The following is a 17,731-nucleotide window of genomic DNA, read 5'->3' as shown; positions in this document are numbered from 1 at the left end:
TCTGCCCGCGCGTTAAGCCGACGACCCGTTCCGTCGGCGCGGGAGTATCGATGTCCTACCGTTCCGGTCCCGACCACCAGCCCCACGCCCCTCATCACGGCCGCTCGCAGCAGCCGCAACGCGCGCCACGGCCGCAGTATCCGGCCCCGAAGATGGCCCAGGCTGCGGTCGCGGAAGGCAGCAGCTACACCATCGCCCATGCGGGCAAACAGGTCCGGATCGGGCCCGTGGTGTTCTGGATCGTGGTCGGCACCGTCGTCGCGCTCGGCGTCTGGTCGGCCGCCACCGCGACCTACTTCGCATTCCGCGACGACGTACTGACCCGCCTGATCGCCCGCCAGGCGGAGATGCAATACGCATATGAGGACCGCATCGCCGAGCTGCGCGCCAAGGTCGATCGCACCACCAGCCGGCAGTTGCTCGATCAGGAGCAGTTCGACCAGAAGCTCGACCAGATCATGCGCCGCCAGAGCATGCTGGAGTCGCGCGCTAATTCCTTGAGCAGCCTGCCCGACGTCGCCGTCACCGGCAGCATCAAGAGCGGCCGGACCTCGGCGGCCGACACCGCCCCCGCCGGGCCGCTGAAGCCATCACCGATCAACAACACCGTGATCTTCGTGGCGCCGCCTGATCGCGATGCGCGGCTGGAGTCGCGCACCCCCTCTGTGGCTCCGGCGCTGCCGACGACGCAATACGCAAAGGCGCAGGGTGTCGGCACCGCGCTGTCGAAGCTCGACCAGTCGCTCGATCAGGTCGAGCGCCGGCAGATCGCCCTGCTCGGCTCGGTGGAAGAATCGTTCGAATCCCGAGCCCGCAGGATGCGCGGCGTGCTGACCGATCTCGGCCTCGACGCACGCGGCATCGAAGCCGCTGCGCCGCGCGGCGGCAGCGGCGGCATCGGCGGCCCGTTCGTACCCCTGAAGGCCCCCGGTAGCAGCGCCAGCTCGTTCGACCGCCAGCTCTATCGCATCAATATCAGCCGAGCCCAGCTCGACCGCCTCAACCGCGCGCTGACGCTGGTGCCGTATCGCAAGCCGGTGCTCGGCGAAGTCGAATTTTCGTCCGGCTTCGGCGTCCGCTCCGATCCGTTTCTCGGCCGCCCCGCGATGCACTCCGGCCTCGACTTCCGCGCGTCCACGGGCGACCCCGTCCGCGCCACCGCAATCGGCAAGGTGGTGAACGCCGGCTGGCAAGGCGGCTACGGCCAGATGGTCGAGATCGACCACGGCAACGGCCTGTCGACGCGCTACGGCCACTTGTCGAAGATCATCGCCAAGGTCGGACAGAGCGTCCAGATCGGCCAGGTCATCGGCGAAGTCGGCTCCACCGGCCGCTCCACCGGCCCGCATTTGCACTACGAAACCCGCATCGACGGCGAAGCAGTGGATCCGCAGAAGTTTCTGCGCGCGGGGGTGCGGCTGGCGGGGGCGAACTAACGCCGCCGCCAACGGCTTACTTGCCGCCGCGGATGGTGTAATCGGCCATCGCCGCCCAATCGCGGTCGCCCATGCCGGCCCGGACCGTCTCCGACATCTGGTGGTGCACGGCGTCCAGCATCGGCAGCTGACGCCCGGCCTGCCCGGCAGCCTCGGTGGCCAGACGAAGGTCCTTCAATCCCAGCGTGGCCTTGAACCCCGGCTGATACTTTCCTTCCGCGATGATCGCCGAATACACCTGATAGGATCGCGCGCCGAACAGCGTGCCGAGAATCAGCTCGAAGAAGGTCCCGCGCGGCAGGCCGTTCGCCTCGGTGATCACCACGCCCTCGGCCATCGCCTCGATCGCCATGGTGATCATCATGTTGCAGGCGACTTTGGCGGCATTTGCGGTCGGCGCCTCGGGGCCCATGTCCCAGAACTTGCCGCCGATGACATCGAGCACCGGACGCACCGCCGCCACGGCCTCCGGAGGCCCACCAGCCAGAATGTGCAGTTGGCCGGCCGCCGCGACATCGGGCCGCCCGAGCACGGGCGCCGACACATAGCGAACGCCCAGGTCGTGGTGCGCAGTCACGAGTTCGCGCGCGAAGGCCACCGAGATCGTCGACGTGACGACGTGGAGCAGATTCTTGTTTGCCGCGGCGAGCGCGCCGCTGTCGAGCAGCACCGAGCGGATCGCGGCGTCGTCGGACAGCATCGTCAGCGCCACCTCGCCTTGCAGCGCATCGGCAGGAGTTGCGACCATCGTGATGCCGTCCAGCGTACCGCCAGAGCGATTCCACGCCTTCACGCGGTGGCCCGCGGCGGCCAGGTTCAGCGCCATCGCGCGCCCCATGGCGCCAAGCCCGATCATACCGACGTCCATGCGATCATCTCCTGATGTGAGGGTCACTGCAGTCCGGCAGAGCCGTATCGATGAGATGCGAGGCTCCACCAAAACCACAGAGCAACCGCCGCTAGGACGAGCCAGAAACGCTCAGTCGGCCGCGACGTTCGGCGCACCGGCCGACAACAGTTCGATCAGCTTGCCTTCATCCTCATGCGGCGCAGCGGTCTTCGCGGCGGCATAGGCTGCGACGGCCGCACGGCTCAGCGGCAGCTGGGGCAGCAATTGTTCGGCGAGCCTCACCGCGTAGTCCGCATCCTTGTGGCGGAGCGCGGCGGTGAAGGTGGCGTTGCTGAAGTCGCGGGCAATCATGCGGGGTGTATGCCGGACGACCTGCGGACTTGCCACGACGCCGCCGAGGATCGCCTCACGCACCAGATCCATATCGAGACCAGCCCGCTCGGCGATCGCGATGCCCTCGGCGAGCCCTGCGATCTGGATCGCGCCCATCAGATTGTTGATCAGCTTGTAGACGGTGCCGGCGCCGACCGGCCCGAAATGGCGGATGGTCTGACCGAGCGCAGCGAGAAATGGTCGCGCGGTGTCGAGATCGCCGGCTTCGGCGCCAATCAGCAGCGTGAGTTCGCCGCGCGCCGCGGCATCGGGCAACCCGGTCACCGGGCAGTCGATATAGATCAGCCCGCTCGCGCGAATCGCTGCGGCAAGATCGAGCGCGTGCTGGTACGAAACCGTCGAACACTCGATTGCGAGCGCACCCGCTTTCGAGGCCGTGGCCGCGCCCTCGGCGCCTAACCAGACCGCCTGGGAAGCGTCGTCATCGGACACCATGGTGATGATCGCATCCGCGCCGCGTGCGGCCTCCGCCGGCGTCGCCGCGCGGCGTGCGCCGCGCGCGATCAGATCATCGGCCTTGACCGCATTGCGATTCCACACTGCGACGTCGAAACCGGCATCGAGCATCCGGCCGGCCATGCCGTGGCCCATCTTGCCGAGGCCGATGAAACCAACCCGAATGCGGCTGCTGTCGTCCACGCTCAGTCCACGTCCTCGACGCTGCCCGGCCCGGTGCCGAACGCGCGCTGCGCCAGGGTCGCGGCCATGAACTCGTCGAGATCGCCGTCGAGCACGCCCGCGGTGTCGGAGGTCTGCACGCCGGTGCGCAGGTCTTTGACCATCTGATACGGTTGCAGGACGTAGGAGCGGATCTGGTGGCCCCAGCCGATCTCGGTCTTGGCGGCCTGATCGGCGGCGGCCTGTTCCTCGCGCTTCTTCAACTCGATCTCGTAGAGCCGCGCGCGCAGCATGTCCCACGCCTGGGCGCGGTTCTTGTGCTGCGAACGGCCGGCCTGACAGACCACCGCGACGCCGGTCGGGATGTGGGTCAGGCGCACCGCGGATTCGGTCTTGTTGACGTGCTGACCGCCGGCGCCGCCCGACCGCATCGTATCGACGCGGACGTCGGACTCGGCGATATCGATCTTGATCGAATTGTCGATCACCGGGAAGATCTGCACCGACGAGAACGAAGTGTGCCGCCGCGCATTGGAGTCGAACGGCGAGATCCGAACGAGGCGATGCACGCCCGCCTCGGTCTTCAACCAGCCATAGGCGTTGTGGCCGGAGATCTGGATCGTCGCCGACTTGATCCCCGCTTCTTCGCCTTCGGACTCTTCGAGATACTCGATCTTGAAGCCGTGCTTTTCGGCCCAGCGCGTGTACATGCGCAGCAGCATCGAGGCCCAGTCCTGGCTCTCGGTGCCGCCGGCGCCGGCATGAACTTCGAGATAGGTGTCGAAGCGATCGGCCTCGCCGGACAGAAGGGCTTCGAGCTCGCGCCGCGCCACTTCCTTCTTCAGCGCCTTGAGCGCGTTCTCGGCTTCCTTGACGATGCCTTCGTCGCCCTCGGCTTCGCCGAGTTCGATCATCTCGACATTGTCGGTCAGCTCACGCTCGACCTTGCCGATGCCGGTCAGCGAATCCTCCAGCGAGGTTCGCTCCTGCATCAGCTTCTGGGCCTTCTGCGGATCGTTCCAGAGGTCGGGGTCCTCGGCGAGCTTGTTCAGCTCCGCGAGGCGGACAGTCGACTGGTCGACGTCAAAGATGCCTCCTCAGCAGCCCGACTGACTGCTTGATCTCTTCGACAAGGCGTTCGATTTCTGCGCGCATGGGATCTCTTGGGTGCGGACACGGGTCGCCGCGAATGGATGACGCGATTTAACGGGCGACGCGGCAAAGCGCAATCGCCCGTTGGACCCTATCGGTCGTCAGTAGAGGCCGCCGGTGCCGGGGCGGAAGAAGCCGCGGTCGTCGGGCGGCGCCATCTGCTGCTGGCGGCCGTCGGCATCGGCGACGCCGATCACCGAGTAGTTGTCCGGCGGCGCAGTGCCGGGCTTGAACGCCTCGAGAATGGTGCGGCCATCGCCCGGGCCGGCCCGCATGCCGCTCTTGGCGTCGACGCGGATCAGCTTGATGCCGGCCGGAACGCGGAACGGCACGGCCGGCTTGTCGGCCAACGCCAGCTTGAAGAAGTCCTTGGCGACAGGCGCCGCGAGATGTCCGCCTGTGGCGCCGCGGCCGAGGTTGCGCGGCTTGTCGTAACCGAAATAGATGCCGACCACGAGGTCCGGCGAGAAGCCGATGAACCAGGCATCCTTCTCGTCATTGGTGGTACCGGTCTTGCCGGCGATCGGCTTGCCGACTTCGCGCACCACGGTGGCGGTGCCGGCCTGAACCACACCTTCCATCATGGACGTGATCTGATAGGCGGTCATCGGATCGAGCACCTGCTCGCGGCGGTCGACCAGCTGCGGCTCGGGCTGATTCTTCCAGCCTTCCGGCGCTTCGCAGCCGCGGCATTCGCGGGCATCGTGCTTGAAGATGGTGCGGCCGTAACGATCCTGAATGCGGTCGATCAGCGTCGCCTTCACCCGGCGTCCGCCATTGGCGAACATCGAATAGGCGGTGACCATCCGCATGACGGTGGTTTCGCCAGCGCCCAGCGCATAGGAGAGATAGTTCGGCAATTCGTCATAGACACCGAACCGCTTGGCGTATTCGCCGATCAGCGGCATGCCGATGTCCTGCGCGAGCCGCACCGTCACGGTGTTGAGCGAGCGCTGCAGCGCGTTGCGCAGCGTGGTCGGGCCGTAATACTTGCCGGTCGAGTAGTTCTCCGGCCGCCAGACGCCGACGCCCTGCCCCTGATCGATTTCGATCGGCGCGTCGATCACGACGGTCGACGGCGTGTAGCCGTTGTCCATCGCGGCCGAATAGACCAGCGGCTTGAACGAAGAACCGGGCTGCCGATAGGCCTGGGTGGCGCGGTTGAACTGACTCTGATCGAACGAGAAGCCGCCGACCATCGCCAGCACACGGCCGGTCCACGGGTCCATCGCAACCATCGCGCCGGACACTTCGGGGATCTGTCGCAGCCGGTACTGGCCGTCGACGACCTTGCCTTCCTTGTCGAGCAGCGGGTCGGCGTAGATCACGTCGCCCGCGGACAGCACCTGCGACACGTTGCTCGGTGTCCGCCCGCGTTGCGGGCCGGTGGCGGCCTTGGCCCAGCGCACGCCGTCGAGCGAGATCAGCCCGGTCTCGCGCTGCTTCGACACGGCGCCGCCGAGTTCGCGACCCGGCTGGAAGCCGATCCGCGCCGACTGGTCGGAGGTGTCGAGCACAACGGCCATGCGCCACGGCGAGATATCCGAGAGCGATTTGACCTCGGCCAGCTTAACGCCCCAGTCGCCGCTGATGTCGAGTTTGGTGTGCGACCCGCGCCAGCCCTGCGCTTCGTCGAACTTGACGAGACCGGCCGTCATGGTCCGGCGCGCCTCGACCTGCAGCTTGGGATCGAGGGTGGCGCGCACCGACAGGCCGCCTTCATACAGCTTCTTCTCGCCATAGCGCTCGAGGATGTCGCGGCGAACCTCCTCGGCGAAATACTCGCCGGCGAAGGTGTGCGCGCCAGTGCCGCGGGTGGCAACCGCCAGCGGCTCCTTGCGAGCCTTGTCCGCGTCGGCCTGTTTGATCCAGCCGTTCTCCAGCAGGCGATCGATCACGTAGTTGCGGCGCTCGACCGCGCGGTCGTGGTTGCGGATCGGATGCAGTGCGGCGGGCGCCTTCGGCAGCGCCGCCAGATACGACGCTTCGGCGACCGTCAGCTCGTTGACCGACTTGTCGAAATACACCAGCGACGCGGCAGCGATGCCATAGGCGCCGAGGCCCAGATAAATCTCGTTCAGATACAGCTCGAGAATGCGGTCCTTCGAATAGGCCCGCTCGATGCGCATCGCCAGCAGCGCTTCCTTGATCTTGCGGGTGAACGACACCTCGTTGGTCAAAAGGAAGTTCTTGGCGACCTGCTGCGTGATGGTCGAGGCGCCCTGCGGGCGGCGATTCGAGCCGATGTTCTGGGCGTACAGCAGCGCGGCGCGGGCCATGCCCGAATAGTCGATGCCGCCGTGCTCGTAGAAGTTCTTGTCTTCGGCGGCCAGGAATGCGTTGATCACCAGCTTCGGCACCGCCTGAATCGGCAGATACAGCCGGCGCTCCTTGGAATACTCGCCGACCAGCGAGCCGTCCGCCGCGTGGACGCGGGTCATCACCGGCGGCTCGTAATCCTGAAGCTGAGAGTAGTCCGGCAAGTCCTTGGAATAGTGCCAGATCAGCCCGGCTGCGGCAGCGACGCCGACGAGAAACACGATCGTCCCGGCCGCAAACAGAAAGCCGAAAAACCGCAGCAGCAAGCGCATCGATTGAGTTCCGTATCACGAGGACCGCGCGACGCGGCGAAATGTCCCTTGAACGAGATTGGCTCGGTCCGCAACCCTGCGATCACGCTCGCCGGGACCGGCCTTGATCCAAACCGAAATCACGAACTGCACTGGGCGTCTTATAAAGCTTGCGCTGTGGCCAAACTAGGGCCCGGCCTCGCCCGCCGCCAGTTTCAGTCCGGCCTGCCGGCCGAGACGACCCGCTTGGCGAAGAACGAATCGATCGCCTGGGCGACCGCCGCGACCGTCTTGGTCCGCCACTGCTCCGACACCAGCTGCTGCAGGTCGCCCTTGTTGGAGACGTAGCCGAGTTCGAGCAGCACCGACGGCACATCCGGCGCCTTGAGGACACGGAAGCCGGCGGATTTCAGCGGGTTCTTGTGCAGCCGGGTGGTGCCCTTCATTTCCCGCATCAGCGTTCGGGCGAAGCGGTTGGAGAAGGTCTTGGTCTCGCGCTGCGCGAGGTCGATCAAGATGTCGGCGACATCGGTCGGCTCTTCCGTCAAATTGACGCCGCCGATCGCGTCGGCCTTGTTTTCGGCGTCGGCCAGGCGCTGCGCTTCGGCGTCGGAGGCCTTGTCGGACAGCGTGTAGATCGTCGCCCCCTGGGCATCACCCTCGCCGCGCGGCAGCGCGTCTGCATGAATCGACACGAACAGCGCCGCCGACTGCGCTCGCGCGATCTTCACCCGGTCGTTGAGTGGGATGAACGTGTCGTCACTGCGCGTGAGAACGACCCGGTACTTGCCGCCCTTCTCCATCTGGTCGCGGAGCGCCAGGGCGAAATCGAGCACAAGTTGCTTCTCGGCGATGCCGCTGGCCGACTGGGTGCCATTGTCAATTCCGCCGTGCCCCGGGTCGAGGACGACGACGGGCCGCAGATCGTCCTTGGCGGCGTCGGCTTTGGCCGTTTCCGCACTTCGCGGGACCGACGCAGTGGTCTCGGACGCGCCGAGCGTCGGGCGCAGGTCGGGACCCTTTTCGGCGCCGAGTTGCTCGGTGAAGGCGGTGCGGTCGACCGAATCAAGCTCGATCACCATGCGGGCCGGCTGACCATTGGCCGCATCGAGCATCTCGGCTTTGGAGATCTTGGCGGGCCCGGTCAATTCCAGAACGATCCGCGAACCACCCGGCATCACCAGGCCGTAGCGAAACGCCTTGATCAGACCGCGACCGCTGCCGCCCACGGCGGCCGGCAGGCGAAAATTGATCTGCGGCAGATCAATCACGACTCGATAAGGGTCGGCCAGCGTGAAGGCCCGCATCGGCACTTTGGCGTCGAGGTCGACGATGAAGCGAGTTTGTGTCTCGTCGCCAGCAAGGCGGGCCTCGGAGGCAACCGGGAAACCACCAGGCGCCGGCACCGCGCTCTGCTCAGCTCCAGTTGCAAAGCTGACGGTCGGCGCGCACAGAAATGCTGCGGCGCACACCACGAGGGCGCGGAACAAAACAAAATGATTTGCGCGCCCCTGCAAGGATTCGGGCCCCTCTCCAATTGCCTTCTACCGCAATAGAACTGCGTGGTTAATCGCCTCTTAAGCGACCTGGCTCGAATAAGCCGCAGTGTGACCGGACGGCGACGCTCTCCTTGCAAGCGAGAGCCAATCCACGTATGTATCTGGTGCTGACGGTCTAATCTTCCGGTTGTGTCGCGTTCAGCCATTCGGTGCAGCGCCCGATCCCTCCGATCCAACAAGTGGGATCTTGCGTTTTTCCGTCCCCTCCTCGCCAGCGCAGCGCGCGGCCAGGCAGGAGCGTCGGTGAGGCCCGAGCGGCGTCCGGTCCCCGGGCTTCTTCGTACCAGGGACGGTTCAGACTCTTCATGACCGATCCGTCCGGCCAAGGCCGGATGATCCATGCCGGTGAGCGCTTCGGCGCCAGGCCGGTCCTTCAGCAGGAAGACAAGGCGGATAATTTGCCGCCAATCGTTCAGACGGGCCGACGCTTAATGCGCCACAATGCGATGCCGAACCGGACCCACGTAAAGGCCGCGCCGCCGCGAAGCACCCGCTTCGCCACGCGCAACGCCTCAGGTCCCACGCCGGCACGGCGCGGTGAGTTGCGTTTCGGCCTTCCCCTCACCCCCGAATCAGGTGGACCGTTGCGTTGTCCGGCCGCGCTCTCTGCGCTGGCCGTCTCGCGCGCGTTCCGCCGCCATGAGTTGAACAATGCCCAACAAGATGCTGATCGACGCCACCCACCCGGAAGAGACCCGGGTGGTCGTGGTCCGCGGCAACCGCGTCGAAGAATTTGATTTCGAGACCGCCCAGCGCAAACAACTGCGCGGCAACATCTACCTCGCCAAAGTCACCCGGGTCGAGCCGTCGCTGCAGGCGGCGTTCATCGAATACGGCGGCAACCGTCACGGCTTCCTCGCCTTCAGCGAAATCCACCCTGATTATTATCAGATCCCGGTCGCCGATCGGCAGGCTCTGATCGAAGCCGACGAGCGCGCCCATCGCGAGGCCGAAGAGGAAAGCGAGCAGCGCTCCACCCGCCGCCGCTCGCGGCATCGCAGCCACCGCCGCCGCGGCAGTGGCGAGCGCGTTCAGAGCGAGGTGGTCGACGCCGACCCCTCTGCGGAACAGCCGCACGACCACGAGCACAACGGCTCCGATCAGGTTCATGCGGACCACGATCACGGCCAGCATCATGATCACGACCAATCGGATCACGCTCACACCGAGCACAACCACACCGATCACAATGACGCCGATCATCAGCGCGCCGCCGACGCGCCGCTGATGCACGAGTCGCCGGCGCAGGAGGCCGGCGCGACGCCCGAAACATCGTCGACCGAATTCGGAAACGCCGATGGTCAGGCTGGCGAACAGTCGTCCATCGAGCATCACAACCAGGCCGAGGCCGTTTCGGCGATCGTCGCCGAAGCTCCGGCGAACGCTGAACCAGTCGAAGTTGCCGCCCCTGCCGCCGCCGATCACGTGCCTCACGACCAGCGCGCGGACGAGCTGGGCTCGGATGAGCACGTTGCGGACGACAACAGCGGCTACGCTGAGGACGCTCCGTTCCCGCTCGCGGAGAGCGCGGAGCATGACCAGGATGAAGACGATCACGCCCACGCCGAGCATGCCGAGGCCGAAGCTGAAGACGACGTCGAAGCGGACGGGGACGACGACGAGGACGATGACGACGAGGCCGAGGAAGACATCGTCGAATCGGTCGGCGGCGACGACGTGCTTGAGGAAGTGCCGGAACGCGCTTTCCGCCCGCGCCGTCAGTACAAGATCCAGGAAGTCATCAAGCGTCGCCAGGTGATGCTGGTGCAGGTCGTCAAGGAAGAGCGCGGCAACAAGGGCGCGGCGTTGACGACCTATCTGTCGCTGGCCGGCCGCTACGCCGTGCTGATGCCGAACACTGCGCGCGGCGGCGGCATCAGCCGCAAGATCACCTCGGCGCAGGATCGTTCGCGCCTCAAGGAAGTGGTGCAGGATCTCGACGTGCCGGAAGGCATGGGCATCATCCTGCGCACCGCTGGCGCGACCCGGACCAAGCCGGAGATCAAGCGCGACTTCGAGTATCTGATCCGGATGTGGGAGACGGTCCGCGACGTCACCTTGAATTCCCAGGCCCCGACGCTGGTCTACGAGGAAGGCTCGCTGATCAAGCGCTCGCTGCGCGATCTCTACAACAAGGAGATCGACGAGATTCAGGTCGCCGGCGAAGCCGGCTATCAGGAAGCGCGCGATTTCATGCACATGCTGATGCCGTCGCAAGTGCGCGCGGTGAAGCTGTATCGCGACGGCCAGCCGTTGTTCTCGCGGATGGGCGTGGAGAGCCAGCTCGATGCGATGTTCTCGCCGACCGTGCAGCTGCGCTCCGGTGGCTACATCGTCATCAATCAGACCGAAGCGCTGGTCTCGATCGACGTCAACTCCGGGCGCTCGACCCGCGAACATCACATCGAGGACACCGCGCTCAAGACCAACCTCGAAGCCTCGGAGGAAGTCGCGCGGCAGCTGCGTCTGCGCGACCTCGCCGGCCTGATCGTCATCGACTTCATCGATATGGACGAGAAGCGCAACAACCGCGCGGTCGAGCGCAAGCTCAGCGACTGCCTGCGGCAGGATCGCGCCCGCATCCAGGTCGGCCGCATCTCGCATTTCGGCCTGCTCGAAATGTCGCGCCAGCGTATCCGCGCCAGCGTGCTGGAGAGCTCTACCGAGCCCTGCCCGCATTGCGGCGGTTCGGGTCACGTCCGCTCGGTCTCCTCGGTTGCGCTGCAGTTGCTGCGCGGCCTTGAAGAGATCCTGATGAAGGGCGCGACCCACAATCTGATCGTGCGCACCCGCGCCGACGTCGCGCTCTATGTGCTGAACCAGAAGCGCGGCCATCTGCGTGATCTGGAAACCGGCTTCAAGGTGTCGCTGTCGGTGGTGTCCGATCCGACCGTGTCCGGTCAGCAGTCGTTCGTGATCGATCGCGGCGAACAGGTGCATACGCTGGAAGCCGCCAAGGCGCTGCTCGCTGCGCAGGTCGCCGCGTCGCCCCCGCAGCCCGATGAGCCATACGCCGACGATGAGGGCTACGAGTTCGAGGCCGAGATCGAGACCGACGAAACCGTTGGTCTCGCCGACGAGCAGTCCGGCGAGAGTAGCGAAGGTGAAGGCGGCGAGCGCAAGCGCAAGCGCCGTCGGCGTCGCCGCTCCCGCAACGGCGAAGGCCGCGACGCCAGCGCCCCGACCGAGGACGGCGAACCGAGCTCCGCGCCCGAGGCCGGCGAAGCGGAAAGCGCTGCCGACGAAGAAGGTGACGACACCGAAGACGGCGCCGAGGGCGAAGGCGAAGCACGCGCCGATCAGGCGAACGGCGAGCGCCGTCCGCGCCGCCGCGGCCGTCGTGGTGGCCGGCGCCGGCGTGGTGGCCCGGAGGGTGAGGAATCTGCCGCCGGTGGCTCCGACGAGTTCGGCGCGACCGACCAGGCCGACGAAAATCATGCTGAACCCGACGGCGAATCCCATGGCGAAGCCGCACCGCTTTCGCCCGCCTCGGAATCGTCCGCCGAGCCCTGGCTCGGCAAGCGGCACGAGCAGGACAGCGAGGCCGAGGATGCTTCCGCTCCGAGTGCGTCTGCAGCGGAGACTGCGGAACTTCACGTTGAAAAGCCCGCTCTCACTGCGATTGCTAGCCTCACGGCTACCGCCGAGTCCGTCCCGGCCCCCGCCGAGGCTGCTCCCGCCGAAGAGACTGCAGCAGAGCGTTCGGCCCGTCGTCGCTCGACAGTGCGCGAGAAGGTGAATTTCGGTGCAACTGCGCCGAAGCCGGACGTCGCGGCCTCCCCGGCGACAGAAGAGACTCCGGCCCCGGCGGAGCCGGCGGCTCTTGCGTCGGAATCCGCACCGCAGACCGCCGCTGAGCCTGCGTCCGAGGCGCCGCGCCGCGCCGGCTGGTGGTCCCGCCGCTTCGGTGGCGGCGGCAACTAACTCCGCACGCCATAGCCTCGCTTGCAAATGCCCGCGCCAGTCGCGGGCATTTTCACATGAGAGGCTTCCGGCCACGCAACGCCGCCTTCACTCGCGGTACCGTCCAAACGGCCTGCAACAGCCGCGGCCTGTCCTTCAGGACCCGCCGCCCCCGCCCTTCAGGACGATGGCTGCGGAAACTGCCGCGCCAGCGGACAATTGCTCATAGTTCAACCGCTCGGGCCGGCACCACTGCCCCGACAAAAAAACGCCCGGCTTCATCAGCCGGGCGGTTCTACATCGGGACACAGGCGATCATCACCCCGTGGTGACGGCCGTCTCAACGTCCGATGGGTCGATGGTGCGGTTGAGGTTGGCGTGCAGGCGGTCGTGGTCGAGTTCGCCTTCCCACCACGACACGAACACCGCGGCGACGCCGTTGCCCGTGATGTTGGTCAGCGCGCGAACCTCGCTCATGAATTTGTCGATCGAGAACACGATCGCCATGCCGGGCACCAACGCCGGATTCACGGCGGCCAGCGTGCCGGCCAGCGTGACGAAACCTGCGCCGGTGACTCCGCTGGCGCCTTTCGAGGTCAGCATCGCCACCAGCAGGATCGCAACCTGGTTGCTGAACGACAATTCGACGCCGAGCGCCTGCGCGATGAACAGCGTCGCCAGCGTCATGTAGATGTTGGTGCCATCGAGGTTGAACGAGTAGCCGGTCGGCACCACCAGGCCGACGACCGACTTCGAACAACCGAGGCGCTCGAGCTTCTCCATCAGTTGCGGCAGCGCGCTTTCCGATGACGAGGTGCCGAGCACGATCAACAGCTCGTCTTTGATGTAAGCGATGAACTTGAAGATGTTGAAGCCGACGAACCGCGCGATCAGCCCGAGCACCAGGATCACGAACAGCGCAGCGGTCGCGTAGAACAGCAGCACCAAGCCGATCAAATTGCTCAGCGCGGCCGGACCGTATTTGCCGATGGTGAACGCCATCGCACCGAATGCTCCGATCGGTGCGGCCTTCATCACGATCGCGATGACGCCGAACACCGCATGGGCGGCGTCGTCGATCACGTCGCGCAGCCGATGACCACGCTCGCCGAGCGCCATCAGGGCGAAGCCGAACAACACCGCGAACAGCAGCACCTGCAGGATGTCGCCTTGCGCGAAGGCACCGACCACGCTGTCGGGGATGACGTGCAGCACGAAATCGACGGCCTTCAGATGGCTGGCCTGATCGACGTATTTCGCCACCGCGGCGGCATCCGGCTTGGCCGCGAGACCGTGTCCGACCTGGAAAATATTGCCAACGATCAGGCCGAGGATCAGTGCGAAGGACGACACCACCTCGAAATACACCAGTGCCTTGACGCCGACGCGGCCGACCTTGCGGGCGTCCTGAATGTGGGCAATGCCCGACACCACGGTGCAGAAGATGATCGGCGCGATCACCATCTTGATCAACTTGACGAAGCCGTCGCCGAGCGCCTTGATCCATTCGTTGGTGGCGAGATGCGGCCACAACCAACCCAGCAGCACGCCGAGCACGATCGCGATCAGGACCTGAACATAGAGAACTGTGTACCAGGGCTTGCGGTGCGGCCGGCCTTTGGCATGCGATGCTCCATGAGCATCCAAATCGGTCATCGTCGACATAGCCGTCACTCCACTGACCATGATGTGCCTGTCGTTGGGTATGACGTCAGGAACGACCACAGGCAGACCGGTCGACCAAGTCAGTGCAGAATGGAGGTCAGGGTCGAGGCGACCACCCTCGCCCGCGGCCGCGGGGGATCGGCGCCACGATGCGTCCAGCCTCGGCGCCGTCGTCCGCGGGATCCGATCCCGGCATCGCGCCGAGCACCAAGTGTCCGTTGCAGTAGGGGAACGCGGACGAACCGATCGGCAACCCAATTCTCCCGGAAGGAATTATTCGCGGCTGCCTATAGCGACGAATTGCCGCTGAGATCAAGCGGCGTTTCGCGCAGGGCCGTCATCTCACCGAGATTTTCCCGAAAGCCAGGCTGTGATCCGCTGCACTGCCTCGCGCATGTCGTCGGCCGATCGGGCGTAAGAAAAACGCACGTAATCCTTGCCGCGCAGCGGGTCGAAGTCGGTTCCCGGGGTGGCGGCGACATGTGCTTCGGCCAGCATGCGCTTGGTGAAATCGAAGCTGTCGGCGGTAAATTTGGAGACGTCGGCATAGAGGTAGAAGGCGCCGTCGGCCGGCAGGAACTCGGTCAGGCCGGCTTGTGGCAAACCTGCGATCAGGATCTGGCGGTTGATTTCGTAGCCGTGCTTGACGGCTTCCATCTCGTCGCGACCGTCGAACGCCGCCTCGGCGGCGATCTGCGACAGCGTCGGCACCGAGATTGCGAGGTTCTGCTGCAGCCGCTCCACCGGCCGGACCAGCGCCTCCGGCAGCACCATCCAGCCGACGCGCCACCCGGTCATGCAGAAGTATTTCGAGAACGAGTTGATCACCACCGCGTTTGGCGACAGCTCGGCTGCCGTCACCGCGGGGAATGCGTAGTCGAGGCCGTGATAGATCTCGTCGGAGATGAAGCGGATGCCTGCACTTTCCGCCACCGCGATCAGTTCGCTGAGTGCCGCGCGGGTCATCATCGTGCCGGTCGGATTGGCCGGGCTGCCGACCAGCACGCCCTTGAGCGGCGCCTTGCGATGCGCGGCGAGCACCGCCTCGCCGGTCAGCGCGTGTCGGGTTTCGGCGTGAGTCTCGATCGGCACCGGGACGCAGCCGAGCGCGGTGAGGATGTGCCGGTACGGCGGATAGCCCGGCACGGTGACGGCGACGCGGTCGCCTGGCTCGAACTGCGCCAGAAACGACAGGATGAAGGCGCCGGACGAGCCGGTGGTGACGACGATGCGCTCGGGCGCGACGTCGCAGCCATAGGCCTCTCGATAATACCGCGCGATTCGCGCGCGCAGCGACGGCAGGCCGAGCGCCGAGGTGTAGTCGATCCGGCCCTGCTCCAGCGCCGCATGCGCCGCAGCGATCGCGGTGCGGGGCGCCGGCGCCCAGGGCTGGCCGACTTCCATGTGGATGACGTGGCCACCCGCAGCCTCGATCTTGTCGGCGGCGGCCATCACGTCCATCACCATGAACGGCGGAACGTCGCTGCGAGCCGAGGGTGTCAGCAATCGTCGCACCGCGTCTGTCTTGGTCGCATCGTGCATGGAAATCTGCTATCTCCCGCGCGGTTCGGCGAACCCGGCGGGCGTCGCGCTGCTGCCGTAATGCTGGGCTGATGCATGGCAATAACCGGTATTCGAACCTCGGCCAATGATCAAAGTGGCGGTTGAACGTCCCCTGAGCTGCGCGCGCCGTGCGCTGCGCAGGCGAGCCTCGCGTCTCATCGCGACGGTCTGCGCCGTCGCGCTGGCGCTCGCCCCGTTCCCGAGCTTCGCCCAGGCGCCGCAGCCCAAAGGCCCGCCGCTGCTGCGCGACACCGAGATCGAGAACCTGCTGCGCGACTATACGCGGCCGATCCTGCGCGTCGCCGGGCTGGAGAAGCAGAACATCCAGATCGCGATCATCAACGATTCGACATTCAACGCCTTCGTCGCAGATGGCCGCCGCATCTTCGTCAACTACGGCGCATTGATGCAGTCGCAGACGCCGAACCAGTTGATCGGCGTGCTGGCGCATGAGACCGGCCACCTCGCCGGCGGCCACCTGTCGAAGCTGCGGACCCAGCTGGCGCAGGCGCAGACCCAGATGATCGTCGCCATGCTGCTCGGCGTCGGCGCCATGGTGGCGGGCTCTCGCAGCGGCCCCAACAGCGGCGCCAGCAATATCGGCGCCGCGGCGGTGTCTGCGCCGCAGGAGCTGATCCGCCGCAATCTGTTGTCGTATCAGCGCCAGCAGGAAGAGAACGCCGACAAGGCCGCGGTGAAATTCCTCGACGCCACCGGGCAGTCGGCGAAAGGCATGTACGAGACCTTCCGCCGCTTCACCGACGAAAGCCTGTTCGCCGCGCGCGGCGCCGATCCTTACGCGCAATCGCATCCGATGCCGGCCGAGCGTGTTCGCGCACTGGAGGAGCTGGCGCGCTCCAGCCCGAACTGGGACAAGAAGGACGACGCCGCGCTGCTGCTCCGCCACGAGATGATGCGCGCCAAGACTTCCGGCTTCATGGAGCGTCCGGACACGGTGAACCGGCGCTACCCACTGTCCAACACCAGCCTGCCGGCCCGCTACGCCCGCGCGATCTCGACCTATCTGCACGGCGACCCACGCTCGGCGCTGGCGCAGATCGACAGCCTGATCAAGGCCGAGCCGAACAATCCATATTTCTACGAGCTGCGCGGCCAGGCGCTGCTCGAAGGCGGCCGGCCGCAGGACGCAATCGCCCCGCTCCGCAAGGCGGTGTCGATGACCCGCGGCGCGCCGCTGATCGAAATGCTGCTCGGCCAGGCACTGGTCGCATCGAACAGTCCAGGCACCACCGAGGAAGCGATCCGCATCCTCAGGGCCGCACTGGCGCGCGAGAGCGAAGCACCGATCGGCTACAGCCAGCTCGCGATGGCCTATGGTCGCAAGGGCGACTACGCCGAAGCGGACCTTGCTTCGGCGCAAGCCGCGTATCTGCGCGGCGACAACAAAACTGCCCGCGAACTGGCGTCGCGCGCCAAGACGCGCTTCCCGGTCGGCTCACCCGGCTGGGTCAGGGCCGACGATATCGTTGCAGCGAAGGGCCCGTCCAAATAGTGCACGCCAGCACAGCTTTCGAACCTCGGAATTGATGCAGCTCAAATTGGCGGCTACACCACATGTCTCGATAACGATCCGCCGCGCCTCGCCGTGCGAGTCGTGGCCTTGCGAGGGAGAGACATCAATGAGCACCACCGGACTGCAGCGCGGCAAAGCGCGAAAGCTGATCTCGCGGACGTTGGCCAGCAGCATCCTGCTGGGGATGTACGCACTCGGAATTATCACCACCACGGGTGTCGCAATCACCGCCTCGACGACACCTGCTCAGGCGTGGCGCGGACGGGGTCGCGGACGCGGCTGGGGCGGCGATGCCGGCGCCGCCGTCGGAATCGGCATCGGGGCCGCCATCCTCGGCGGCGCGATTGCCGCGAGCGCAGCCGAACAGTCCCGCCGTCAGGACGCGATCAACTACTGCGCATCGCGCTTCCGGTCGTTCAATCCGGAGACCATGACCTATATCGGCAAGGACGGCCGGGCCCGTCCCTGCCCGTGACCCCGGCATAGCA

At 66.1% G+C, this 17,731-nt stretch carries 11 protein-coding genes; 4 read left to right on the top strand and 7 right to left on the bottom strand.

The window, feature by feature from the left end:
* The first annotated feature begins 50 nt into the window (after positions 1-50).
* Positions 51-1,436 (top strand): M23 family metallopeptidase, encoded by a 1,386-nt coding sequence (locus tag LPW26_RS02680; RefSeq protein ID WP_238732711.1) that lies wholly within the window; start codon positions 51-53, stop codon positions 1,434-1,436.
* Between the two features lie 16 nt (positions 1,437-1,452).
* Here the strand turns inward: LPW26_RS02680 and LPW26_RS02675 are convergent, their stop codons facing one another.
* From LPW26_RS02675 to LPW26_RS02655, 5 genes are all read right to left on the bottom strand, one after another.
* Entirely contained in the window at positions 1,453-2,304 is an 852-nt protein-coding gene (locus LPW26_RS02675; RefSeq protein ID WP_238732710.1) for an NAD(P)-dependent oxidoreductase, read from the bottom strand.
* Between the two features lie 111 nt (positions 2,305-2,415).
* On the bottom strand, positions 2,416-3,318 hold the full coding sequence (locus LPW26_RS02670) for an NAD(P)-dependent oxidoreductase (RefSeq protein WP_238732708.1): 903 nt from the start codon (positions 3,316-3,318) through the stop codon (positions 2,416-2,418).
* 2 nt (positions 3,319-3,320) lie between these two features.
* Positions 3,321-4,452 (bottom strand): peptide chain release factor 2 gene (gene prfB / locus LPW26_RS02665; protein WP_238732706.1). Its coding sequence is split into 2 segments (ribosomal slippage): positions 3,321-4,382 and positions 4,384-4,452, totalling 1,131 coding nucleotides; the frame shifts between segments, so codons are not numbered across the junction.
* Between the two features lie 98 nt (positions 4,453-4,550).
* Complete coding sequence (locus tag LPW26_RS02660) at positions 4,551-7,040, bottom strand: penicillin-binding protein 1A (protein WP_238732704.1); 2,490 nt, start codon at positions 7,038-7,040, stop codon at positions 4,551-4,553.
* Between the two features lie 194 nt (positions 7,041-7,234).
* Positions 7,235-8,536: an N-acetylmuramoyl-L-alanine amidase gene (locus LPW26_RS02655; protein ID WP_238732702.1), complete on the bottom strand. Its 1,302-nt coding sequence runs from the start codon at positions 8,534-8,536 to the stop codon at positions 7,235-7,237.
* 693 nt (positions 8,537-9,229) lie between these two features.
* Here LPW26_RS02655 and LPW26_RS02650 point away from each other — a divergent pair.
* Entirely contained in the window at positions 9,230-12,502 is a 3,273-nt protein-coding gene (locus tag LPW26_RS02650) for an Rne/Rng family ribonuclease (RefSeq protein ID WP_238732701.1), read from the top strand.
* A gap of 297 nt (positions 12,503-12,799) precedes the next feature.
* Here the strand turns inward: LPW26_RS02650 and LPW26_RS02645 are convergent, their stop codons facing one another.
* Positions 12,800-14,146: a dicarboxylate/amino acid:cation symporter gene (locus LPW26_RS02645; protein ID WP_238732699.1), complete on the bottom strand. Its 1,347-nt coding sequence runs from the start codon at positions 14,144-14,146 to the stop codon at positions 12,800-12,802.
* A 342-nt stretch (positions 14,147-14,488) separates the two neighbouring features.
* The gene (locus tag LPW26_RS02640; protein WP_238732698.1) at positions 14,489-15,688 is read right to left on the bottom strand and encodes a pyridoxal phosphate-dependent aminotransferase; all 1,200 of its coding nucleotides are present in this window, start codon (positions 15,686-15,688) and stop codon (positions 14,489-14,491) included.
* Between the two features lie 106 nt (positions 15,689-15,794).
* On the opposite strand from LPW26_RS02640, the gene LPW26_RS02635 reads away from it, so the two are divergent.
* Both LPW26_RS02635 and LPW26_RS02630 read left to right on the top strand, forming a co-directional pair.
* Entirely contained in the window at positions 15,795-17,222 is a 1,428-nt protein-coding gene (locus LPW26_RS02635) for a M48 family metalloprotease (protein WP_238732696.1), read from the top strand.
* Between the two features lie 127 nt (positions 17,223-17,349).
* Positions 17,350-17,718 (top strand): BA14K family protein, encoded by a 369-nt coding sequence (locus LPW26_RS02630; RefSeq protein WP_238732695.1) that lies wholly within the window; start codon positions 17,350-17,352, stop codon positions 17,716-17,718.
* Positions 17,719-17,731: the final 13 nt, after the last annotated feature.

The sequence above is a fragment of the Rhodopseudomonas infernalis genome (assembly GCF_022271405.1).
GTDB lineage: Bacteria > Pseudomonadota > Alphaproteobacteria > Rhizobiales > Xanthobacteraceae > Rhodopseudomonas > Rhodopseudomonas infernalis.
This window is presented reverse-complemented; position numbering and strand designations above follow the sequence as displayed.